This window comes from Methylobacterium planeticum, from assembly GCF_008806345.1.
Taxonomy (GTDB): Bacteria; Pseudomonadota; Alphaproteobacteria; order Rhizobiales; family Beijerinckiaceae; genus Methylobacterium; species Methylobacterium planeticum.
Genome location: NZ_VZZJ01000015.1, coordinates 104,468 through 124,422 on the forward strand (window position 1 = coordinate 104,468; position 19,955 = coordinate 124,422).

At 62.3% G+C, this 19,955-nt stretch carries 27 protein-coding genes; 9 read left to right on the top strand and 18 right to left on the bottom strand.

The genetic code is table 11. The annotated features are described in order from the left end of the window. Window positions 1–25: 25 nt before the first annotated feature. Both F6X51_RS17300 and F6X51_RS17305 read left to right on the top strand, forming a co-directional pair. Window positions 26–751 carry a hypothetical protein gene (locus F6X51_RS17300; protein ID WP_150964922.1) on the top strand — a complete coding sequence of 242 codons (726 nt, stop codon included), beginning with the start codon at window positions 26–28 and terminating at the stop codon, window positions 749–751. A gap of 305 nt (window positions 752–1,056) precedes the next feature. Continuing rightward, complete coding sequence (locus F6X51_RS17305; RefSeq protein WP_150964923.1) at window positions 1,057–3,471, top strand: hypothetical protein; 2,415 nt, start codon at window positions 1,057–1,059, stop codon at window positions 3,469–3,471. On the opposite strand, the gene F6X51_RS17310 is transcribed toward F6X51_RS17305, so the two are convergent. Together F6X51_RS17310 and F6X51_RS17315 are read right to left on the bottom strand one after the other, a co-directional pair. Further along, window positions 3,414–3,650 carry a hypothetical protein gene (locus tag F6X51_RS17310; RefSeq protein WP_150964924.1) on the bottom strand — a complete coding sequence of 79 codons (237 nt, stop codon included), beginning with the start codon at window positions 3,648–3,650 and terminating at the stop codon, window positions 3,414–3,416. The two genes, F6X51_RS17305 and F6X51_RS17310, sit on opposite strands and share 58 nt — an antisense overlap. Before the next feature lie 171 nt (window positions 3,651–3,821). Next, on the bottom strand, window positions 3,822–4,334 hold the full coding sequence (locus tag F6X51_RS17315) for a hypothetical protein (RefSeq protein WP_150964925.1): 513 nt from the start codon (window positions 4,332–4,334) through the stop codon (window positions 3,822–3,824). Between the two features lie 79 nt (window positions 4,335–4,413). Between F6X51_RS17315 and F6X51_RS17320 the strand changes: the two genes are divergently transcribed. Next, window positions 4,414–7,059: a glucosaminidase domain-containing protein gene (locus F6X51_RS17320; RefSeq protein ID WP_150964926.1), complete on the top strand. Its 2,646-nt coding sequence runs from the start codon at window positions 4,414–4,416 to the stop codon at window positions 7,057–7,059. Between the two features lie 33 nt (window positions 7,060–7,092). Here F6X51_RS17320 and F6X51_RS17325 read toward each other — a convergent pair whose 3' ends face one another. The 4 genes from F6X51_RS17325 to F6X51_RS17335 form a co-directional block, all read right to left on the bottom strand. Further along, the gene (locus F6X51_RS17325) at window positions 7,093–7,584 is read right to left on the bottom strand and encodes a hypothetical protein (protein WP_150964927.1); all 492 of its coding nucleotides are present in this window, start codon (window positions 7,582–7,584) and stop codon (window positions 7,093–7,095) included. A gap of 267 nt (window positions 7,585–7,851) precedes the next feature. Then, window positions 7,852–8,004 carry a hypothetical protein gene (locus tag F6X51_RS27985; protein ID WP_191970151.1) on the bottom strand — a complete coding sequence of 51 codons (153 nt, stop codon included), beginning with the start codon at window positions 8,002–8,004 and terminating at the stop codon, window positions 7,852–7,854. Between the two features lie 42 nt (window positions 8,005–8,046). Next, window positions 8,047–8,250: a hypothetical protein gene (locus tag F6X51_RS17330; RefSeq protein WP_150964928.1), complete on the bottom strand. Its 204-nt coding sequence runs from the start codon at window positions 8,248–8,250 to the stop codon at window positions 8,047–8,049. Window positions 8,251–8,562: 312 nt separating this feature from the next. Beyond that, the gene (locus tag F6X51_RS17335) at window positions 8,563–8,769 is read right to left on the bottom strand and encodes a DUF2934 domain-containing protein (protein ID WP_150964929.1); all 207 of its coding nucleotides are present in this window, start codon (window positions 8,767–8,769) and stop codon (window positions 8,563–8,565) included. A gap of 110 nt (window positions 8,770–8,879) precedes the next feature. On the opposite strand from F6X51_RS17335, the gene F6X51_RS17340 reads away from it, so the two are divergent. Beyond that, window positions 8,880–9,059: a hypothetical protein gene (locus tag F6X51_RS17340; RefSeq protein WP_150964930.1), complete on the top strand. Its 180-nt coding sequence runs from the start codon at window positions 8,880–8,882 to the stop codon at window positions 9,057–9,059. Between the two features lie 121 nt (window positions 9,060–9,180). Here the strand turns inward: F6X51_RS17340 and F6X51_RS27990 are convergent, their stop codons facing one another. The 5 genes from F6X51_RS27990 to F6X51_RS17360 all read right to left on the bottom strand — a co-directional run bounded on the left by F6X51_RS27990 (window position 9,181) and on the right by F6X51_RS17360 (window position 12,403). Further along, a complete protein-coding gene (locus F6X51_RS27990; protein ID WP_191970152.1) occupies window positions 9,181–9,354 on the bottom strand; it encodes a hypothetical protein in 174 nt (57 codons plus the stop codon). A gap of 335 nt (window positions 9,355–9,689) precedes the next feature. Beyond that, the gene (locus tag F6X51_RS17345) at window positions 9,690–10,352 is read right to left on the bottom strand and encodes an LrgB family protein (RefSeq protein ID WP_322098530.1); all 663 of its coding nucleotides are present in this window, start codon (window positions 10,350–10,352) and stop codon (window positions 9,690–9,692) included. Window positions 10,353–10,401: 49 nt separating this feature from the next. Then, complete coding sequence (locus tag F6X51_RS17350) at window positions 10,402–10,800, bottom strand: CidA/LrgA family protein (RefSeq protein ID WP_150964932.1); 399 nt, start codon at window positions 10,798–10,800, stop codon at window positions 10,402–10,404. Window positions 10,801–11,270: 470 nt separating this feature from the next. After that, on the bottom strand, window positions 11,271–11,435 hold the full coding sequence (locus F6X51_RS27995; RefSeq protein ID WP_191970153.1) for a hypothetical protein: 165 nt from the start codon (window positions 11,433–11,435) through the stop codon (window positions 11,271–11,273). Between the two features lie 716 nt (window positions 11,436–12,151). Continuing rightward, a complete protein-coding gene (locus F6X51_RS17360; RefSeq protein ID WP_150964934.1) occupies window positions 12,152–12,403 on the bottom strand; it encodes a hypothetical protein in 252 nt (83 codons plus the stop codon). Window positions 12,404–12,531: 128 nt separating this feature from the next. On the opposite strand from F6X51_RS17360, the gene F6X51_RS17365 reads away from it, so the two are divergent. Then, window positions 12,532–12,735 (top strand): hypothetical protein, encoded by a 204-nt coding sequence (locus F6X51_RS17365; protein ID WP_150964935.1) that lies wholly within the window; start codon window positions 12,532–12,534, stop codon window positions 12,733–12,735. A 47-nt stretch (window positions 12,736–12,782) separates the two neighbouring features. Here F6X51_RS17365 and F6X51_RS28000 read toward each other — a convergent pair whose 3' ends face one another. Then, window positions 12,783–12,959, bottom strand: coding sequence for a hypothetical protein (locus tag F6X51_RS28000; protein ID WP_191970154.1), 177 nt, complete (start codon window positions 12,957–12,959; stop codon window positions 12,783–12,785). 1,669 nt (window positions 12,960–14,628) lie between these two features. On the opposite strand from F6X51_RS28000, the gene F6X51_RS17370 reads away from it, so the two are divergent. From F6X51_RS17370 to F6X51_RS17385, 4 genes are all read left to right on the top strand, one after another. Then, on the top strand, window positions 14,629–14,991 hold the full coding sequence (locus tag F6X51_RS17370; RefSeq protein ID WP_150964936.1) for a hypothetical protein: 363 nt from the start codon (window positions 14,629–14,631) through the stop codon (window positions 14,989–14,991). An 85-nt stretch (window positions 14,992–15,076) separates the two neighbouring features. Beyond that, a complete protein-coding gene (locus F6X51_RS17375; RefSeq protein WP_150964937.1) occupies window positions 15,077–15,325 on the top strand; it encodes a hypothetical protein in 249 nt (82 codons plus the stop codon). Window positions 15,326–15,418: 93 nt separating this feature from the next. Further along, window positions 15,419–16,405: an alpha/beta fold hydrolase gene (locus F6X51_RS17380; protein ID WP_150964938.1), complete on the top strand. Its 987-nt coding sequence runs from the start codon at window positions 15,419–15,421 to the stop codon at window positions 16,403–16,405. Between the two features lie 317 nt (window positions 16,406–16,722). After that, the gene (locus F6X51_RS17385; RefSeq protein WP_150964939.1) at window positions 16,723–16,998 is read left to right on the top strand and encodes a hypothetical protein; all 276 of its coding nucleotides are present in this window, start codon (window positions 16,723–16,725) and stop codon (window positions 16,996–16,998) included. On the opposite strand, the gene F6X51_RS17390 is transcribed toward F6X51_RS17385, so the two are convergent. The 6 genes from F6X51_RS17390 to F6X51_RS28665 all read right to left on the bottom strand — a co-directional run bounded on the left by F6X51_RS17390 (window position 16,987) and on the right by F6X51_RS28665 (window position 19,638). Then, window positions 16,987–17,358 (bottom strand): hypothetical protein, encoded by a 372-nt coding sequence (locus F6X51_RS17390; RefSeq protein WP_246696856.1) that lies wholly within the window; start codon window positions 17,356–17,358, stop codon window positions 16,987–16,989. The genes F6X51_RS17385 and F6X51_RS17390 overlap by 12 nt on opposite strands. Window positions 17,359–17,732: 374 nt before the next feature. After that, window positions 17,733–17,918, bottom strand: coding sequence for a hypothetical protein (locus F6X51_RS17395; RefSeq protein ID WP_150964940.1), 186 nt, complete (start codon window positions 17,916–17,918; stop codon window positions 17,733–17,735). Between the two features lie 385 nt (window positions 17,919–18,303). Continuing rightward, window positions 18,304–18,564 carry a DUF6894 family protein gene (locus F6X51_RS17400; RefSeq protein WP_150964941.1) on the bottom strand — a complete coding sequence of 87 codons (261 nt, stop codon included), beginning with the start codon at window positions 18,562–18,564 and terminating at the stop codon, window positions 18,304–18,306. A gap of 271 nt (window positions 18,565–18,835) precedes the next feature. Continuing rightward, entirely contained in the window at window positions 18,836–18,967 is a 132-nt protein-coding gene (locus tag F6X51_RS28920; RefSeq protein ID WP_281407649.1) for a hypothetical protein, read from the bottom strand. Then, window positions 18,961–19,197, bottom strand: a complete 237-nt coding sequence (locus F6X51_RS17405; protein ID WP_150964942.1) for a helix-turn-helix domain-containing protein — start codon at window positions 19,195–19,197, stop codon at window positions 18,961–18,963. Before F6X51_RS17405 ends, F6X51_RS28920 begins: the two co-directional genes overlap by 7 nt. Before the next feature lie 87 nt (window positions 19,198–19,284). Further along, on the bottom strand, window positions 19,285–19,638 hold the full coding sequence (locus tag F6X51_RS28665; RefSeq protein ID WP_246696857.1) for a polyhydroxyalkanoate synthesis regulator DNA-binding domain-containing protein: 354 nt from the start codon (window positions 19,636–19,638) through the stop codon (window positions 19,285–19,287). Window positions 19,639–19,955: the final 317 nt, after the last annotated feature.

Genomic DNA, 19,955 nt, shown 5'->3' on the forward strand with positions numbered 1-19,955 from the left:
AGTGAGGGACCGATGGGGTTGAACCGTGACCGAAGCTGCTGCGACGCCCAAAAAGAAGATGGGGAGGCCGCCGAAAGCACCTGAGAAGGGCAGGCGCCAGAACTACACGTTCAGGATGAGTGACGCTGATCGAGACCGCGTCATCGAAGCAGCCGCTAAGTCTGGCCGCTCTATGAGCGAAGAAATTGAGTGGCGGATCACGGCCTCCCTTGTGAACGAGCGCCGTGATGCTGTTGATGCCGCAATTCTTGGCAGCCGGATCATCGCCAACATCGCGAAGGACTTGGCGCTTGCGCTCAGGCTGATCGACCCACCGACACCATTCCCGCCTTCGGGGTCCTACGAACTGGAGCGCTTAGCTTTTCTTGGGGCGGCCAAAGTCATCGCGAAGGAGCATCTGCCAGATCGCCTTCCGCTCATGGCTGCTGTTACTCGCACCGAACAGTGGGAGCGTGCCTGCTTGGAGGCGAAGCGGTCGGGACCGGAAATCGGCGGCCAAGTACTTCAGCAATCTCACTCGGCCTTTTTCAAGAGACTCGCGGCTGAAGCTGCTGCCCGTCCCGTTCCCGAAGAGCCTGACCTCAGTAGTTTCACGGGAATGGGCGGCCTGATGGGGGCAGGAGCTGAAGAACAGGCTCAACGACGGGCTACGGAGGCCGAGGTTCTGCACGAGAGTGGTCAAGATGGTGGGAATTTTGAGAACTCCACCGAAAACATCCGTATCTCGCGGGAAAATGGCGGAAAAACATAGTCAAATCTGGGAAAATCTGCAATAACTTGAGACAGACACAGGCCTATCCGTAGGGGAGGGTTTGTCATACATTCATATTCTGAGCTTTGGAGCCAGAGTATGGATGCGTGTGCTGTCTCTTCTTCAGCCCGCCTTGAGGCGGTCTTGTCGACGCGAGTGCCGGTCGGCTTTGGCGACGACATCCGCCTCGCTGCTCGCGCAGAGGGTGTGCGGCCCGGGACGCTGATCCGCGAGGCTATCTCGGAGCGCATTCGACAGGCCATGCGCTCTACTGATGCGGCTGCCTCCTACGGGGAGCAGCTCTGATGCCCGGTTTCTGGGAAAACGACGCGCTCGTTGAGCCTGTCACCACAGCGCGTGCCCCTGGGAAGGGCTTCTGGGAGAATGACCCTGTCGTCGACCAGCCTGCCTCAGGCGGCTTTGATGCTGGCGAGTATGCACGCTTCAAGGCCAATCGGCCGGCAGGCGGTTCGAAAGGCTTCAACTCTGCCGAGTACGAGGAGTTCAAGGCACGGACTGGTGAGCGGAAGGGCCGGCAACCGAACCCGTTTGACCAGTTCGATGACGCTCCCGCTGGCGCTCGCGGCTCGAAGCCCAACCCCTTCGATCAGTTCGACCTGCCTGCGGCCAGTGCGCCAGCGAAGGCGATGTCGGCTCTGGCGCCGTTCTTCGACAAGGGCCTGAGCACCCGAAACTCGGCTGGGCAGTGGACGCCTGAGGCTCGTGCTCGCCTCACCCGTGAGGGCATCAACCCACTCGACATCAACACGAAAGCCGAGAAGGGGCTCCTGGCCACCTATCAGGCTCAGAACGGCCAGCAGACGGGTGACGAGGCCGCCGCCATCGGTCGAGGCTTGATCAACGGCGTGCCGGTGGTCGGCCCCGCTCTGCTGGGAGGCACCAACCGCGCCGCGGCCTTTATCAGGGCCGTGCAGAACGGTACCAGCTACACCGACGAGTTGAAGAACGTCGAGGATTTCAACACCCGTACGGCCGCGGCCAACCCTGGCTCGACCACGACCGGCGAACTCGCTGGCGGCGTGCTTGGGACGGCGCCGGCCGTGATGGCGGCACCGGCTGCCTTCGGTGCGGGCGCTGGTAGCCTGGCGCTTCGATCAGGCCTGTCTGCGGCGACCTCCGGGGTGCTTGGTGGCGCCGACGCAGCTATTCGCAGTGGTGGCGACCTAGAGCAGACTGGAGAAGGCGCTGCCCTCGGCGGTGGGCTCGGCCTCATCGCGCCTGGTGCTGGGCAGGCTCTCGGCAGCGCGATCAAGGGCGTCGCCGGGCTGGCTGCAAAGGTCAATCCGAACGTGCCTGGCGTCGGTAACCGCGCTGCCAGAGCCCTCATGGACGACATGCGGAACTCGGGTGGAGCAGAGCCGGTTCGGGCACGCCTCGACGAACTGGGTCCGGAAGCGATGCTGCTTGACGCCTCGCCGTCCTTCGAGGGCCGAGCGCAAAGTCTCGCTGTTCGGCCGGAAACCCGGGAGGCGATCACCGCTCCGCTGACCGAGCGGGCCCAGGGAGCGAACAGGCGCCTCACCACCGACGTGGACACGCACCTCGGGCCGAACATGGATCCTGCGGTGTTCCATGCTGAACTGGACCGGGCCTACGACGAGGCCGTGCCGCAGCTCTACCAACGGGCGCTGTCCCGCCCGGTCACGGTCGACACCTCGGATTTGCTCGCCACCGTAGGCCGCATGGGCGAGCAGGAGAAGGGCGGCGCTCAGTCGGCCCTGCAGCGTGCCTGGGGCCTGCTGCACACGGAAGGCGATGTGCCCGGTGTCGGGTCCGCCCGCGTGCCCGACAGGCGTCCTGAGGCCCTGCACAATGCCAAGGAAGCCTTGGACGCGCAGATCGCGGCTGTTCGCAATCAGCAAGGCTCGGCAGCCCGTAGCGAGCTTCGAGCCCTCACGACGGTCCGCAGCGAGCTGAACGCCGCCCTTGAGGCCCAGGTGCCTGGGTACGCCGACGCGAACCGCATGGCTCAGAGCTTCTTCCAGCAGCGCGAAGCCTTCGATAGGGGCCAGACCCTGCTGAACGGCGGGCGTGAGGCTATGCGGCCGGCCGAGGTCGCGGAGACCACAGCAGCGTTATCGCCAGAGGCGCAGCAGGCTCAGCGGCTTGGCCTTCGAACCGAGGTCGACCGCCTTACGGGCACGCAGCTGAACGACCGCCTCGCGCTCCGCAAAGCCCTCCTTGGCGAGGGCGACTACAACCGCTCGCGGATGGGCACGGTCTTCGGTGAGGAACCCACGGCAGGGCTCGCCAGCGCTGTCGACCGTGAGGCTGCCTTCGACGCCTCGCACCAGCGCATCGTCAACAACAGCATGACGGAGCTGCGCCGACAGGCGGCTGATGCCGTTGGAGTTCGCGATCTCTCGCCGAACAGCGGTCCATCAGGTCTGGCCGTCGCTGGCGGGCTCGGAGGAGCGGCTGGGATTGCGGGGGCGCTCGGGCTCAAGGGTCTGAAGCTCGGCGCGGACGTCCTCGGCCGCTCAGCCGATCTGACCCGCAACAAGGAGGCAGCCCGCATCCTCACGCTGAAGGCAGGTCCGGAACGGGATGCGCTGATCGAGACGCTGACCGCCCGCCTCACCGCGACCGATCACGGGGCGATCCCGGCCAACAAGATGGAGAACTTCGTGCGGCAGGTGCTTCAGTCCCAGAACGACCGGAGCGAGCGCAACCTTCCGTCGCCGGTCCTGGGCCAGTAGCCGAAGGTGTACGCGGTGCTGATCAGGGCTCCCTCGATGGCGAGCACGGCCTCGATGCCGATCTGGCTGCTCAGCCATGAGACGCCGGGGAGCAGGGTGACTTTGAGGAGTGCCGCTGCGCCCGCCATCACGGCGGAGAAGAGCACCAGGGTTACGACGACTTGGGCAAGGCGGGACATAGATCTGAAATGGCCCCGCTTCTCACGGACACAAGAACTCTCGGCTCCTCGCAGAGGAGGGGCAGTGACCATCCTGCATCTTCGGAATGCAACATTGTTACCCCCAAATAAATCTGCGCAGTCCTTCCAGGACGGGGCGCCTTGGGTCGCTCCTCCTTCGCTCATAGCGGACTATCGCCCTGTCGGTGTCGGAGCAGGGCTTGTGACGGAGTCCGAGTTTTGAGGATCGGTCACCCACGACGGACAGCCGGTTTTCAGCGACTGGGCCACCTGAGCGACGTCGCCCGACATGCGCGTCTTCATCTCGCGGGGATACTCAATCAAGACGTGGTGGATCAGATCATTGTCTTTGCAGGCACTGACCATTTTCTCGTAGGTGATCTTCCCACTCTTCACCCCAGAGTACACCGCCCAGTTCGTGCCGCGGGCCTTATAGGTCACCTTCAGTCCTGGAGGGGCAGTAAGGCCCTGCTGAGAAACATCCCAGCCCGCCCAGACGAGGATGCGAACCTTGCCGTCCCGAGAGATGAGCGTGCGCCCGTCGCCATCGGCCGGTTCAGGCTGAGCCACGTAGCCGGCGGGAACCTCAATCCAGGTATCGAAGCGATCACTTCCATAGCGCGTCCCGGCATAGCTCGGCGCGATCATGAGAAGGGAGGCGAGCAGGCTGGCGACGTAGCGCATGTGGTGTCCCGCGAGTAGTTCGGTTGACTTAGTATTCGGTTTGGTTCTTTACAAGAGAACAAAAGAGGGTAGTGCGTAGATGGACCCGAAAAGTTTTGCCGAGAAGTACGGGCCATTTGCGGTTGCTGCATCACAGCAGACGGGGATCAAGCCAGAGCTGATCCTGGCGCAAGCCGCTGCCGAAAGTGCTTGGGGCGAGAAGTATAAGGGCAACAACCTCTTCGGCATCAAATCGCACGGTAAGCCGGGCGGCGTAGATGTAGCGACCCACGAAGTTGTAAACGGGCAGCGCGTCGCCATCACGGACAGCTTTCGGTCGTTCAAGACGCCGGAGGACAGTTTTCAGGGCTATGCAGACTTCATCAATGAAAACCCTCGCTACGATAAGTTGAAGGGGTCCGCGTCGCTTGGAGAGCAGCTGAAGGCTCTCGCTGCGTCGGGCTACGCGACTGATCCGAACTATCTGAACCTGATCGGTGGCATCGCCGGCCGGTTCAACCTCGGGGACTACAAGAACCCCACCCCTTCTTACGATCTCAACAGCCCATTCAACGGCGGGCTGCAGACGGACGTATCTGCCTCGGTCGGTGACGGCTTTCTCGGCTGGAATGCTAGGATGCCCGAAGGCGTTACGCTGATCGCCGGGTTCACGCAGACCATTCCAAATGTCCCGGTTCGGCCCTCCGACATCGAACTCAACGGCATGCCACGCCCTAGCGACTACGGGGCCATTGCCGCGCTGTACCAGCAAGATCTGGGGCGCTCCCCTGATGCGGACGGCCTGAGTTATTGGGGGCGCGCTCTGGCGAACGGCCAATCGCTGATGGATGTGGATCAGGGCATCCGCGGCAGTGCAGAAGCCAAAGCCTACCTCGGGATGCCGTCCACGGATGCAGGCACTTACAACCCTGCCACGGGGATTAGTGCGCTGAGCCCGGCGGACATCGTGAACACGGCCTACCTCGCGACGCTGGGCCGGGCGCTGGACGCGACCGGGTCGGACTACTTCACCCAGCAGACTCAGAACGGAACCGGCCTCGCCGGCATCATGGATGCCATCACGAAGAGTCCCGAGTACGCGAACCTCTACGACACCCCGAGCCTGACGCCAACGCTGGATCCGAACGGCAACACCCCGACCATCGGCTACACCGGCATGACGCCGACCATCGGGGGTGGTTTGACTGCCGGCACGCAGGGGCCGGGCGGGTTGACGCCCACGCAAGGCCCTAACCAGTTCGCCGCGGCTTGGGATGCTCAGCAATACGACGCAGCTAATCCTGATGTTGCCGCATCGGGTATGGACCCGCTCACCCACTACCTGACGTTCGGCCGAGGCGAAGGCCGGGCGATCGACACGCTCGGTCAAAAGTTCGGCGACCAAGCCTATCTCGCGCAGAACCCTGACGTGGCTGCGGCGGGCATGAGCCCTCTGGAGCATTACATCCGCTTCGGTCAGATGGAGGGGCGTGATGCGCCGCTCGTCGGGCCGGACGGCACGGTCCAGATGGTGGACAACTTCGTCCAGCAGCCGACCCTGCAGAACTATGACCTCTTGGCATTATTCGCTCCGCAGCAGGCCTCGACGCAGGGCCCGGGCGCTCTCACGCCCACCATCGGCCAGAGTGGGCTGACGCCGACACAGGGCGCACCCAATGCGATCCAGGCGTGGGAGCAGGAGTACTACAAGGCGAACCCCGACGTTCTCGCCAACGGCATGGACGCCCTTCAGCACTACATCACGTTCGGGCAGGGCGAGGGCCGAGCGGTCAACACGCTCGGGCAGAAGTTCGACGGCACCGCCTACCTCGCTCAGAACCAGGATGTCGCCACGGCGGGTCTCAACCCGTGGCTGCACTACCTCACGAGCGGCGCGAAGGAAGGCTGGGCGGCAGATCTCGTCGGCCCTGACGGCACGACGCAGCTCGTCAACAACTGGCTCTATGCGCCGACCCTGAACAATGCCGAATACGCGCCCCTGGTCACGAACATGGCCCAGGCGGCTCACGTCTGGTCGCCGTCCCTGACCCCGACGCAGGGGCCGCCCGGCAACTCTCCGCTGATCGGTCCTGATGTCACGGCACCGACCTTCAACCCCGGCACCTTCACTCAGGCGTGGGACCCGAACGAGTACCTCTCCGAGAACCCGGATGTCGCCGCCGCCGGCATCGATCCGGCATGGCACGCTCGCACCTATGGGGTGAACGAAGGCCGGACGGCGCACTTCGACCTCGGTGGCATCCCTATGTTCACCCCGAACTGGGGCGGCGCACAGCCTGCAGGATACCGGCAGGCGCTGAACGCCTTTGGACAGCCGGCCGTGCCCTCCGACAACCAGCCCCTCGGCTCGGGCAACACCTACAACAATGGCGGGGTCCAGTACGGCGGGGTGAACATCGGCGCCAGCGCGCTCTTCGACCCATACTCGTCGGAGATGGCCTACCTGAACACACAGGCCGACAACATCAACCAGAACGCGGTGGCCTCTCGCGCCGTCGAGAACCAACTCACGCAGGGCACGGGCACGATGTTCCCAACGTTCGCGGTGAACGGCTTCAACCAGGGCAACAGCAACGTTGTCCAGCAGCAGGGCCTGAACTACCTCAACAACGTGAACACATCTCTCGCCAACAACGCGCCGCAGTTCAACCCCGCTCTCAAGACGCAGGGCATTCCCAAAAACACCGGCTTCCTTGGCGTCGGCTTCGTGCCCTGGAGCCTCTGACAGCACCCGCGAGAGGGCTGCAAGCAGTGTTGATCACTCTCTCGCAGAGCAGTTTCTTTTGATGTAGGTCACAACCCTCGCATCCTTCAGGCGGGCGTCTATTGCCTCGAATTGCTTTGAGGCGCCCAATTCATAGGTGCAAGACTGCTCTGGGTTTCTGCTGTCATCAGCAACATTCAAAACACGCTCTGAACATGAAAAACTGCACCCAACGAGAGAGTTGCCTCTATTGTGCAGCATGCGGCCCGCACGCTTCTCCTCGGTATCAAATTGCCTCAGTATCTTCTCAACGCGCATGACCTCCTGAGCGCATTTCTGAACGCTCACCACCTTCCCGCACCAGTTCACTTCTTCATCATCGTTCCTTGGTTGACTTGCCTCACCAGGGCACCGCACGGTCTGATCTGAGCGCATTGCTTTTGACCAACGGCACTCAGGGTTTTCGGGATCGTACAGCGACAAAGCTTGGGCCCCCGTCGCCAACGCGACAGCAAGAGGCATGGCCAACATCAGTGCAAGGCGCATTCAGTCTTCTCTCCATCAACCTGCAATGGTCAGATCCGGCGCCGAGCCCGGTCGCTTTCTAGATCGAACGCTGACATACCTTCACTTCAAAGCGACAGCCCTCTGCGACGAACCAGCACCGGAATGCTGAGAGGTCGATGGGCGAGACCGACCCTGCCGCTCCGTCAGCTTCATTGAGGTTTCCGCTGGCGTCGTCATCATCCCAAACACCACGACTATCCTACGGAACCGGTCGCTGTGCTCTGGCCCAGCCTGTCGGGATGGTCTTCACCGAGCGTCTTCGCGTTCCGTGATCTGCTGCTCCGCATAGACGAACGGCGCGAAGATGCGGTTGCCGTTCATGATCCACGCGCAGAGGAACAGTGTCCCGCCGAAGAAGGCGATGGGGTAGATTAGGCTGACGGGCTTAATCTCTGACATGAGGCACGAACTCCGTCTTGGCGGCCCCGCCCATCTGGGTGCCTATCGGTCTCCAGCCCCCGATAACAGCTTTTCGATCTGCGCCATTCCACTCTCGCGCGCCTTCGCCTCGCTCGTCAGGCTGCGATCCGAGCGTTGGACCAGCTTACCGCTTCTGCGGATGGCCCATTGGTAGGCTGCGCCCTCGGCCTTCGGCGGCAGGATTTCCAGGGTGTAGGGATGCGTGTTCGTCAGCGTCTCGGTCATGCCCGACCATGGCACGGGCGCTCGCTGCCACCAAGGTACGCAAGTCAACGGGGTGTGTGGCGGCACTCCTTCACGAGCCCTGTGTCATCGCTGGCGATGCGCTTGAAGAGCCGGAGCGAGAAGCCGCTGCGGCGAGCATGGTTTACGAACGGCTAACCACGTTCACACACGATCCAGAAACTGCAGCGCTTAGGCCCGTTTACGTATGCGGACACATCGTTCGCGCCAGTTCGAGGGCCGCCGTGGTCATCCTCAATCCCCTGACCGGGAACGTGTTGAGGTCCCCGCCCCTAAGCCGCGGCTCAAGACCTCCTAGCGGGCGCAGTCTGATCCTGCACCGCTCTTCGGATCGCCGCCTCCGTTCGATCCGTCCTCATGCAATCGCTCTGCCTTCAACTCGCGCTCTGCTTGGAACCAGAACTCGGCCTCGTAACCCTCGGGTTGATGCCGCCGCTCCCAAATCTCGTATGCCCGCTGGCGGATCTCGTCAGAGGTCGGGTCGGCGATGAAATGCTGCATGTGGCTGCTCCTGCGCTAGCGTCAGCATTAAGCTGGCGACAGAGGCTTATCAGTGTCGGCATTTGGCAGGTCGGGCAGCAGCACACCTCTTTCTCCGCCGGGGTGTGCCGATGCCGACGTTTGCGGTGAACGGCACGAACCAGGAAGACGCCTACCTCAACAGCGTGAACACGGCGTTCGCCAACATGGCCCCGCAGGCAGGCGGCGCTTTTGATATCGCCCCCGTCGCGGCTGGCATGAACGCCACAGCCGCCAGCATCGCACGAGGGGGAAGCGGCTTCCTCTGGTAGCCACCTCCACCCTTACGTTCGTCTTCATCTCGGGCACTGCTGTCAGCGCCCGATAGAACCGAGGGAAACGACACCCAGGAAGATCCGCGATCCAGCAGCAGGATCCGCGCTGACGCAATTTTCAATTGGAGTCGTAGGGCTCGCCGCTTGAAGGATTGGCGCTGATCGTCAGCGCGTAGGTGTCGATCTGCGCGACGGCGTGGGCCTTCGACACGGGAGGATCCGTCAGCATCGTGACCGCGAACCCTGCAGCAGCAACGGCGAGCGCCGCTGAAAACATGACTAGCTTGCGCATATTTGTCTCCGTCATCGGAAATGCGGCGCGTACATTCATCAGAACTATATGCAGAGCCCATCCCTCGGACGGTTCTCACCATGGAGAGGGATCGTTGCAGGCGTATTCCGTTGATTGTTGCTTGTACCCTCGGCCCGTCATTCTCGCGCCGCCGTGCGCAAGGTCATCCTGACGGCGCGGCCGGAGAAGCAATGAGAGGAAAAGCACCACGTATCTGGGGCGAGAAAGTGATCCTTCTGTCTCAGAGTTTGATCGTGCTCTGGGTCCTCGTCTCAGCAGTGACTTGGTGGCTTAAGTAATCAAGTCCAGTTGCACTTCTGCATTGCCCCGGGGAGTCAGCTGCCATGAAACAGATGAATGGTCACAGGCAGCAGGGTTGCCGTAAGAATGCCGTTCAGGCTCATGCCCAATCCCGCAAACGCACCGGCGACCTCGCTCATTTGCAGAGCACGCGCCGTGCCGATGCCATGCGAGGCAATGCCAATGGCCAATCCCGTCACGCGGTCATCGCGCAGGCGGAGACGGCGGCCCAGCCACGGCCCCAGGATCGCACCTGTGATGCCGGTGCTGATCACCAGAACGGCGGTGAGAGCCGGCACCCCGCCAATGGCCTCGGAGATGCCAACCGCGATGCCGGCTGTCACGGACTTCGGCGCAAGCGACAAAAGCGTTGCCGGACTCGCTCCCAAAGCCCACGCAATCCCGACCGCACTCAGCACTCCAGCCGGAAGCCCGACTGCGAGCGCGGCAAGGATGAGCGGGCCGGAGGCGCGGATCAGGCGTGTCTGTCGGTAGAGCGGCACTGCCAGGAGCACGACAGCCGGTCCGAGCAGGAACGCGATGAAGCCAGCACCCCGCAGGTAGGTCGCGTATGGCACGCCTGCAGCCTTGATCAGGCAGGCGACGAGCAGGATGGCGATCAGGGTCGGGTTCAGCAGAGGATGATTGCCACCAAGGCGAGCAAGGCGGACCGCAGCCAGGAAGGCCAGGATCGTCACTCCAATCTCAAGGACTGGCTGCTCCGAGAGCGTTGTCCAGGCGATATGATCAAGCCGTGACATCGGCCGCCTCTGGACGCTCTGGCTCGGCTCGTGACAGTTCGCGACGTCTCTCCTGCATCAAGATAAGGTCAGCAGCCAGCGCCGTTGCAAGCATGGTCGCGAACGTCCCGCCGAGGATCGCAGCCGCGATCGGCACGAACTCCGCGTGGAGCACATCCGAGTAGGCCACGACACCGACGCCAGCTGGGACAAAGAGCATCCCGAGCATGCTGAGGACGCGGTCTGCCAAAGTGCCGAGATCGTCGGGCAAGCGCCTGCGGTAGAGCAGGTCGACATATAGCAGGACGAGGCCGATGACGGGGGCAGGAACAGGCAGTCCTCCCACTCGCATCAGGATCTCGCCAGCGCTGAGCCACACGAAGACGCGAGCAAGTGCCTCTAGCATCTTAACTCCATAGAAATGCTCGGGATTTCCGTCGCCAAATTACTCGGTAGCGAGCTCGCCGAAAGGGTTCTCACCCCCTCCCGCAGCGGCTGAAGTGTCCGTGAAGGTCGTCTCAGCCAGCGCCAGTCCCATCATTGCGAGAAGCACGGCGAAGACGACGATGATCGTCCGGTCCGACCCCTTCACAGGCGGTCTACGGGCGGGGAGCGTAGTCGGCATGAGACAGCACAGCCTGTCGCGGCTACGGGCAGATGCCGAAGGTGACGCACTGGTCAGCAGAGGCCAATTCCGACCGCTCCGACGCAGCAGTCTTTGCGGTCGCTGTTGCAGCCTCAGACTTCGGCGGGTCCGTCAGAACCACGGACCAGAATGCCCCAGCAGCAAGCGCTAGGGCGAGCGCGAACATGACGATTTTGGGCATGAGATGATCTCCGGCTTCTTCGCGAGAGGCACACACTGGCGCACGGCTCTCAGTCGAGAGAGGCGATCTGGACGGGCATTTCCGCGTCGTTGATGTCGACGACGTTGGCCAGCTTCGTGCCGTGGCGCATCACTTCTTGCTGGCCGAACAGCATGGCTGCAGCGAAGAGGCCCCAGATCGTAACGAAGAGAACAGGTGGGCGAGCGGTGTTCATCGGAGTCACTCCTCAATCAGCAAACCTAAGTGTTGTGCATGTCCGCGCCGCTGTTCTCTAGCAAATAAAGGAAAGATGATTGACTGTAATGCACGAAAATCTGGCAATGTGACGTAGATCACAGAGGTTAATTTTCGATCTTGACGCTCAGCAAGACTAAACAATAAGCTTTTAGTCTTCCTCTGCCGCATGCGCAGGGACAATCTTCCAGCTTTGGCTTCAGGCAGCCTCACTGCTCGTCCGATTGAGTGACAGCGTGCACAGACCGCATGGCTTTAGCCGCCTTCGCCACCCGCGCGGCTTGTCGTGAGCCATCGTCCCCAAGGCAACCCTGCCGTCGCCGACCTCTACGGCCAACGGTACGAACCAGGGCAACGGCACAGTCGTGGCCGCGAACCAGAGCGCCTACCTGGCGCGGTCAACAACAGCCTCGCCGCTCAGGCACCACAGTTCAACTCCGCCCTCAACACACAGGGCATTGCCAAGAACACCGACTTTTCAGGTATCGGCTTCGTGCCCTGGAGCCTCTGACAGCATCGCACGAGAGTGGGAAGCGGCTTCTTTTGGTAGCTCTTTCCACCTCCGCATCAGTCTTTTACCGCTGGCGCCGCCTACTGAAACTGACGTGCCATCTCGCGGTGGCGGCGCTTCAGATGCAGCGCGAGCGGCTGACATGCGCCGTCGCTAAAGAACACATTGTTGAGCAGGTTCGCCGCCTAATCCGCCTTGCGGAAAAGGTAGCTATCGGAAGGTGATGACTGCTCTTCGCCATTTCCGCTCCGTTGCGGCGGATTGCGCTCCTGCACCGGAACTGGCCTTCCTTCTCGTCTCTGAAGCAAACGCCCCAAGCGCTGCTGCCAACCGCCAGTCTGCCCAGCAGGTGAGAGTTCACTGCCCTGTTTGGTCCAGAAGAGATCCAGGATCATGAGAACGATCCAAGGACCGCCGATCCCGAGGAAAAACGCCATTGCTTCCACCCTCGCGCGCCAGGTTGCCCGCTGTTCCGGGATGAAGGATAGAACCCACGCTTGAACTCTCAACGATACCGAGGACCTGGTGCCTTGCGAGGGGGCAAGGCGCGTGCTGAAGCGGAACCATGAGCGACAAGCAGTTCAACGTTTGGCTTGGCAGTATGGTGGGGTTCACGCTTTCTGCCCTTGTGGGCCTGCTCGGAGCAGGCGTGCTCGACAGCGTCAATCCACCTGTGATCCTGCTACTCGCCCTGTTTGTTGCCCTGGCGTCAGCCGGCGGGCAGCTCGGCCTGTTCATTCTGGACCCGATTGAGCGTCAGAGGCCCTGAACCCCTTCATTGGCTGGAGTATGCCGCGTTCCTCGTAGTGCCTGGATCTAATGTTCGGTACCAGGACGGTTCGGGCGCGGCTTCTCGCCGTGCTGTTCGGTGAAGGCGGAGCGTTGCGGGTCGCCTTTGGACTGAGCGACACGAGCACGCATCCAGAGGGCCGCGGCGATGACAATTGCCAGCGTTGCCACAGCGAGCACGAGGATCAATATTTCGTTGTTCATGTCCGTGTCCTGGATCTGAGGATTTCAGAGGCAAGTCGGCGGTGAACAGCGATGTTCCTCTGCGTCGATGTCTTCACGGTCGCAGGCGGTCTCGTAGCTCATGTCCATGCCAAACATGATCGCGATGCTGGCCATGGTCCGTCGTCCGCTGACGCCGTTTCGCTTTCGCTCTCTGTTTCAACCCGTCGCGTTGACCTCACACCCGTTTCCTCGTCACCTCACTGGGTGTCGCGCGAAAGGCTGTCTGAGATGCACGGACCTCGCCGAGCCGCGCTCGTCGGCTTCCCGCATGTGGCCTACACACGCTGCGACCTGCCGGGCGCCTGCAACGACAGCCAACGCCAAGCACCTGCAGGGTTGAGGATCGCTGTCGCAGCGTTGATCGGCCTTCTTGAGGTCATAGCACTCCTCACCCGGCCCAGTGTCTGAGCGCGTTCGGCATACCGTCCGGCTTCATGCCCTCACGGCATGGCAGTGGCTTACTCTTTGGCATTGCTCAGGTTCTGCTTCCTGGCTTTCCGCCTGCGTGGAGGCAGGCCTTGGGCCGCACGGTCCGCATTATCCTCAGCCTCCCTTGCCGCCCGCCTTGCATCCCGTTTCGCGGCTATTTGCTCGGACAGCCCCTTTAAGACGTGCCGGAGGGCCTCAGAGGAAGCCTCGGTTGCACGGCGCTTCTCGTCATCGGTTGGGCGCCTCCAGGTGCTCGGGTCCGGAAGCGGGTCTGGAGGGATGATGCGGCACGCCTTCATCATCCTCTTGATGGCTCCGAGCGTAGTGAACAGCCGAACAGCGACTTTGAACCCTTCAAGGTGCCCCTTCCCTATCTCGCTGCGGAGGCCCTTTGCCTAAACCCCGCCATCCGGGAAGGCGAGCGCGGCGGCCACCTCCAAGCGCAACGGGATATCGTCGGTGATCTCGGAGGGGTTCGGAATGCGCTTCGGGTTCACAGAACGGGCCGTCGCCGGCCGCCTCGGGGCGTTCTGTGAGTACCGAGCCTCGCAAGGATTTCTTCGTCCGTCTCGTAGACCTCAAAGCTTGCGGCGGCGCCCTTCAGTCGGTCAATCCACTCGTCCAGGTCGTGCCGATCCCAGCGCTGAAGGCCATTCCCGAAATCAATTGGGACGACATGGCAGAGCCGCATGAACGTCGGAACTGCAAGTCCATAGTAGGCCGCTGCGTAGGATCGTCGAAGCAGGCGGGGCCAATAGGGAAGCGGGCTTGATCTCCTTGCCATAGTCGCCGCTCCCGAGCTCCCTGCCGCTTCCCTGCGGTTCACGACAATCCGAGGTCTACGAGGCGCGGCGCTCGCTCGCCTGGATTGCCGCCCGTTCGGGTTGCGGGGGTGCCCTCCCGGGATGGGGAGTTCAGCACAGGGCGCGGCTGCACCGGAAGCCAGAACATCTGCGAACTTGAGACGCGACCCAGTTGCCCGGCTTCCATGCTTGGAGATAGGTCAGGCGCCCCCCGAGGAGCAGCGTGAGCCCGGATGCCGATGGACATCGCCGTGCTCATTCATCGCAGGCCAAACTAATTTATGTTGCGGTGCAACATTTCGGTCCGTGTACCGTTGATTGAACAGGACGCTCTCTGCAGGCCATTGGGCCGCCACGGCATCTCCGGCCGCATCCGGCTGGCTCGCAGGCAGACACGTCGATCAACGGAAACCCTTATGCGCCTTGTACTCAGCCTTGCTGCGTCTGCCCTTCTGCTTGGCCTCGCCCAGCTTCCCGCACGAGCGACTTCTTGCAGCGAACAGATCAGAACGATTGAGCGTCGCCTCGACAGCGCTGGTGCTGTCCATGTGGCAGGTCTTCAGGACGGCCATGCAATCCGCAGCAGCAACTCGCCTAAGGCGCTCTTTGAGGCTTCAATGGGCGCCCCCAGTGACGTCGCTATGATTTCAACGGCCGCACGCATTTCCGACGCGCGCCACCTGATCACCCGAGCGATCCACGAGGACGGCCAGGGTGATCAGCGAGCTTGCGAAGACACCATGACGGAAGCCAAGGGCATGATCGGCGCGCTGCCGTAGGCATCGATCATCGTGGCTCGGTGGTCGAACTCACCGAGCAACCTTCCTCCCAAAGGCTGCCGTGTCCCGAAGTGCGGAGTGCTCCATGTACAATCCCTTCTTCAGTTCCCTGATGTTGGCCTTTGAGGCACAGAAGGTGATCGAGCTTCGCCTTGTCCGAATTGCATGGGGCGGGCGTGAGGCCGGGTCCGAGATGCACGCGATGGTCTCCGAGAAGATCAGTGCCAGCATCGAGGCGGCCGGAACGTTGATGACCGGCGGCTCGCCGGAGGCGGTCATCGCGCGCTATCGCGAGCACGTCGCTGCCAACACGAAGCGCCTGACCGCTGCCTAGCGCAGAGCCGAACTCGGACGCCGAACACACGGCATCGCTTCAGATTGATCCGGTTGGTCAAGGAGCATGTCCCCTCCCACTCAGGATCACATCATGACGCAACGTTCCAACACCAGCAGCTGGCTTGTTCCGACCCTGCTGGGCTCTGCCGCAGCGCTCGGCGCCTCAGCGCTCTACACAGCCTCGAAGGCACGTGAGGCGGAGCATCGCACGCCGCCTATCGGCGACTTCATGACCATAGACGGGGTGCGCCTGCACTATGTCGAGCGCGGCCACGGCGAGCCGCTGGTGCTCATCCACGGCAACGGCACCATGATCCAGGACTTTCTGGTCAGCGGCATCGTGGACGATCTGGCTGAGCGCTACCGTGTCATCATCTTTGATCGACCCGGCTACGGCTATAGCGATCGGCCGCGAGGCCTCTGGACCCCGCGCGCGCATGCCACCCTCTTTCAGAAGGCCCTGCAGCAGCTCGGCGTCACGCAGGCCGTGGTGCTTGGGCACTCATGGGGCAGCCTCGTTGCGGTCGCACTCGCACTGCAGGCGCCGCAACTCGTGCGCAGCCTCGTCCTGGCATCCGGCTACTACTTCCCAACGCTTCGGGCCGACGTGATCCTCGCCTCACCGCCGGCGATCCCCGTCATTGGTGACGTGATGCGCTACACGGTCTCGCCCGTGGTCGGGCGCCTCCTGCTGCCGGGGATGATCAAGGGCATGTTCGCGCCAGCTGAAGTGCCGGAGCGCTTCGACCGCGAGTTCCCGAAAGACATGATGCTGCGCCCATTGCAGTTGCGCGCCTCGGCGGAGGACGCCGCGATGATGACCTCGGTGACCGTAGAGATCCAGAAGCACTACCGTGATCTGAAGCTTCCTGTGGTGATCATCTCCGGTGCGGACGATCAGATCGCGGACGTTGGCCGTCAGTCTGAGCGGCTGCATCGTGATCTGCCCGACAGTGAGTTCGTCGTGGTGGCTGGCATGGGCCACATGATCCATCACCTCGCGCCCGATGAGGTCATTGCAGCCATCGACCGTGCGTCGGAGAGCGCCCGCACAAAGGGCGCATCGAAAGCAGCCTAAATCGAGTAGGCGGCATGAGGGCATCGTCGGAGAGGGAGCGGGGCTTAGCCCTCGTCCTTTCTCTGACCGGTCACGACGATCGGCATCATGGGAGTCGGTCGGGGCCGCGGTAGCTGCGTTACCCATGCCCTTCATTGGAGATTAACCATCGGGGTACCATATCAGGGACATGCCGGTCGCAGCCTCGTGCTGCTTGATCGGAGACGGCCACGATGCCGGGACGGGGTGACGCCGGATGTACGCGCACTCAATTCTGCCATCCGTGGCCGTTGGCATGTCTGGTCCGCGGTAACGCTGAACCCAATCTTCAGATCGTCATGAGCAAGCGTGTGAAACAACTTCCGCAGGAGCGGGGCTCGGTGCTGTTCGACGTGGTCTACGAGGATGGCTCCCGCAAATCCAATCGGCGCGTTCCAATGGAGATCCTGGGCGGTCTCGACGGCGATGAGCCTGCCCGCCTCCTGATCGAGGAGCAGGACGAGGCCATTGCGCAGAAGTCGGGCCGGCCGCGCTCGCCCATCCAGGAACTGACCCGTTCTGCGATCAAGGCCCCGAAGCTGGCTTCCGAGGATCGCCAATCCTCAGGCGGATAGACCGCCGACAGATCGCGATCCTGCAAGGCTGATTTTCTTCACCGGATTGTAGCATACCTCTCCGTGCGTCGGTCGAGCGTATCGCTGACGCGATTGAGCATAGATAGCCTCGCCCAACCCGCCTTCTTCACGCTTTAGCACGCTCTCATCGCATGTAGCCGCAACCCTCAGCCCGAGTTCGTGCGTGTGGCTGCGGCTGTAGAGGAAGGCTGCCAGACGGGCCCGGGTCCGCTCCGGGATACCGGCGACAAGGCTGGGCAGCGCCTCGGCTTCCGCGCGATAGATCCGACCGAGGGTGTCGAGCGGGACGGGGCAGTCTGCGTTCATGTCGTTGAAGCTGATCGAACGCGGCTGGATCACGGTGGCACCTGCTGACTGGAAGCCAGCAGACAAGCCGGGACATGGTTAACGAACTGTGACGCTCTGTTGCTGAACCGTATGGCTCACCGGCACCAGGGCGCTGCTCCGCACCACCGCATGGGCTTCGGATCAACAGAACCGGTCGTGGCGGGATCGGACACGCCTGCGGCTGTTTGCTGGCCAGTCTGGTTCGCGTCCATGAGCGATGCCGCCGCAAGCCCGCCGAGCGCCAAGGCCATAAGCCAGAGCGTGCCCCTCACTGCCTTCTTGGTGCGCTTCGACATGCTCGGCAGATTGGGCGCTGCTGGTTAGCAGACTCCTAATCGCAGAAGCCCCTGAAGCAGCGCCAAATGCGTCGCCGCGCTTCTTTCGGCTCAGCGTTGATCCTGCGCTTCCTCGTCCGACATTTCGTGTGTGCTCGAACCGCCATCGGTGTCGTGTTCGAAGAAGCGTGGATGCTCGACGGGCGGGAACAGGTTCTCCAGACCACGAGCAACGCCATACAGCACGGCATCAGAGCCCAACCCGCTGACGGGTGGGCAAAAATTGGCATCTCGCATCACACGCTCTTCAAGGCCGCGCCTCTACTCAGGGCGCTATCTGATGGGCGGCAGCAAGCGGCTGCCTTTAACTTCCATTAAGTGTGTGAGATGGAAATCGTTTCAGGAGTTCGGCGAATAATTTGGATGCCACAGCAATTGTCTGCGCTGATACAAAGCAGAAGAATTTCCGCGACGCTGCCCGAGCAGAGGAAGGCTGCCCCGCCGCCCGATCTGATCACGGGCTGGCGGGGCGTGTCGTGTCCGCACGACGGAGCCGATACGCAACTTGGCCTCGGGTAGAGTGCCAGAGGCGCGTTACCTGAGCCTCAAGCTCCTTCGGCATCTACCTGTCCAGAATGGGGACATCGCGGCCTAACCCGCTTCGAAGGGGCGTACCGCCCGACTATGCCCCTGTGACCTCAGTATGAGAAATTGCTGGCGCTTCTGTCACGATGAAGTTCAAGCAGAACAGGATGAGACCGACGCCATCGGTCACCTCCAAGCGCCATTCTTCACCAACGGCCAGCCGAGTAGCCTCATCTTCCAACAGCGCCCCAGCATAGCGGATCGCCTCTCGACGCGCGAACGTCGTATTCGGCAACTCGGTCCCGTCGGCATCGATAAAGCTACGACCATCATGGACGTTGAAATGATAGCGAGGCACGGACTGCTCCGGGCTATGGGAAGCAGGAGTGCGCCGCTTCCATCAACCGGCGGGTCGTTGAGTAGAGCCGGCAATGAGTTCTTGAATGGCACAACGCTAGGAAACCGCCGCATCATATGACGTCTTTTGTCCCACCTCAGGCGCGACCTTGAGCGTGTAATGAATGCGGTATGATCAGCCCGACCGTGCTCGACCGCATTGGTCGAATGCCGAGGAGTAGTCGCCGCGCAGCGCCTTGAGGCCCGGAGGCATCACCATCACGGTGACACTCTCAGGCGGCTTCGAGCCATTCCCGGAGGTTCGCTGCCACCTCACGGCTCAGACCGAACCGCCCCTGCATCGCGTTGGCGAGCTGCGGCCTGCTGATGCCGATCTGACGGGCCACGTCCTCCCGCTTCAACATCCTGACTTCCTCGCCAGCTTCACGCCCGGTTCCCCCGCGGTAAATTCGATCCCGGCCGCCTTCAGAGTTTGCAGCAGTGCATCCATCTGCGCGGTCGTGGGGACCGGTTCGCCCGGGCTTGCCTCGGCCCGCATGACGACGCTGGGACGTAGCTTCGCCTTGTTGGCGAACTCAGACAGCGGCCACTCAAAGAGTTCACGAGCGGCAGCGATCTGAGCACCCGTGATCATTGCTTCTTCCTCTTCAGCAGCTCGGCTTGTGTGAGGCAGGCGCTCATCTGCCGCTTCCGATTACGAACTTAATCGGTCAAAGACCCCTCAGTGGATGCGATGGGACGGCAGAAGTTCATCGGTTACCTCCTGCCCTGTCTCTGCCTCGCGAACTACGATTTTCACCCCTTCCATCCACAGCCGCTCCAAATCGTTCGGGGAGACATATCGCTCCGAAGCGGCATCATAGAGCCGACAGCCGCTGTAGCGCTTGATGAGCCGTGAGGGTTGAACTTTCTTTGCTGTCATCGCCGCTGAGGTCCTGCAAGCCCTTGCCACGTCGAAGGCAGAGCACTCCTCTCTGGAATGGTTACAGACTGGCGCCTCATCCAGCAAGGCAATGGCATGAAGCGCGGACACCAGCCGGCTAAAGCTCTCTGCGGGTGCCGTCTGCTCGATCACGAAATCGGATGCCGGCCCCTCCCTCGTTCTGGGAAATGAACTTCAGGCCGGCGGTCATGCTGGGTCCTTGCGCTTGAGCCTGACTCCTGGCTCGCCTCCGTTGAGGAACGTGACTCCAGCTTCCTCCAAGGCACGCTGAATGGCTTGGACGTTTACGGACCGACCAGCAATCGGGCCGAGGCCTGCAGCCTCCATGTTCCGGATCGTATTGACGTTCAGCCCCGCGACCTCTGCAAGTCGCGACTGCTCCATGCCCACGAGGGCACGAGCAGCTTTCAATTGGTTGCCAGTGGTAAGCATCTAAACCTCCAACCAGG

Bases quoted from the DNA above. Each gene is read 5' to 3' on its own strand.
- F6X51_RS17305 (WP_150964923.1), top strand. From the start codon at position 1,057: ATGCCCGGTTTCTGGGAAAACGACGCGCTCGTTGAGCCTGTCACCACA.
- F6X51_RS17310 (WP_150964924.1), bottom strand. From the start codon at position 3,650: ATGTCCCGCCTTGCCCAAGTCGTCGTAACCCTGGTGCTCTTCTCCGCC.
- F6X51_RS17315 (WP_150964925.1), bottom strand. From the start codon at position 4,334: ATGCGCTACGTCGCCAGCCTGCTCGCCTCCCTTCTCATGATCGCGCCG.
- F6X51_RS17320 (WP_150964926.1), top strand. From the start codon at position 4,414: ATGGACCCGAAAAGTTTTGCCGAGAAGTACGGGCCATTTGCGGTTGCT.
- F6X51_RS17325 (WP_150964927.1), bottom strand. From the start codon at position 7,584: ATGCGCCTTGCACTGATGTTGGCCATGCCTCTTGCTGTCGCGTTGGCG.
- F6X51_RS27985 (WP_191970151.1), bottom strand. From the start codon at position 8,004: ATGTCAGAGATTAAGCCCGTCAGCCTAATCTACCCCATCGCCTTCTTC.
- F6X51_RS17330 (WP_150964928.1), bottom strand. From the start codon at position 8,250: ATGACCGAGACGCTGACGAACACGCATCCCTACACCCTGGAAATCCTG.
- F6X51_RS17335 (WP_150964929.1), bottom strand. From the start codon at position 8,769: ATGCAGCATTTCATCGCCGACCCGACCTCTGACGAGATCCGCCAGCGG.
- F6X51_RS17340 (WP_150964930.1), top strand. From the start codon at position 8,880: ATGCCGACGTTTGCGGTGAACGGCACGAACCAGGAAGACGCCTACCTC.
- F6X51_RS27990 (WP_191970152.1), bottom strand. From the start codon at position 9,354: ATGCGCAAGCTAGTCATGTTTTCAGCGGCGCTCGCCGTTGCTGCTGCA.
- F6X51_RS17350 (WP_150964932.1), bottom strand. From the start codon at position 10,800: ATGCTAGAGGCACTTGCTCGCGTCTTCGTGTGGCTCAGCGCTGGCGAG.
- F6X51_RS27995 (WP_191970153.1), bottom strand. From the start codon at position 11,435: ATGAACACCGCTCGCCCACCTGTTCTCTTCGTTACGATCTGGGGCCTC.
- F6X51_RS17360 (WP_150964934.1), bottom strand. From the start codon at position 12,403: ATGGCGTTTTTCCTCGGGATCGGCGGTCCTTGGATCGTTCTCATGATC.
- F6X51_RS17365 (WP_150964935.1), top strand. From the start codon at position 12,532: ATGAGCGACAAGCAGTTCAACGTTTGGCTTGGCAGTATGGTGGGGTTC.
- F6X51_RS28000 (WP_191970154.1), bottom strand. From the start codon at position 12,959: ATGAACAACGAAATATTGATCCTCGTGCTCGCTGTGGCAACGCTGGCA.
- F6X51_RS17370 (WP_150964936.1), top strand. From the start codon at position 14,629: ATGCGCCTTGTACTCAGCCTTGCTGCGTCTGCCCTTCTGCTTGGCCTC.
- F6X51_RS17375 (WP_150964937.1), top strand. From the start codon at position 15,077: ATGTACAATCCCTTCTTCAGTTCCCTGATGTTGGCCTTTGAGGCACAG.
- F6X51_RS17380 (WP_150964938.1), top strand. From the start codon at position 15,419: ATGACGCAACGTTCCAACACCAGCAGCTGGCTTGTTCCGACCCTGCTG.
- F6X51_RS17385 (WP_150964939.1), top strand. From the start codon at position 16,723: ATGAGCAAGCGTGTGAAACAACTTCCGCAGGAGCGGGGCTCGGTGCTG.
- F6X51_RS17395 (WP_150964940.1), bottom strand. From the start codon at position 17,918: ATGCGAGATGCCAATTTTTGCCCACCCGTCAGCGGGTTGGGCTCTGAT.
- F6X51_RS28920 (WP_281407649.1), bottom strand. From the start codon at position 18,967: ATGTTGAAGCGGGAGGACGTGGCCCGTCAGATCGGCATCAGCAGGCCG.
- F6X51_RS17405 (WP_150964942.1), bottom strand. From the start codon at position 19,197: ATGATCACGGGTGCTCAGATCGCTGCCGCTCGTGAACTCTTTGAGTGG.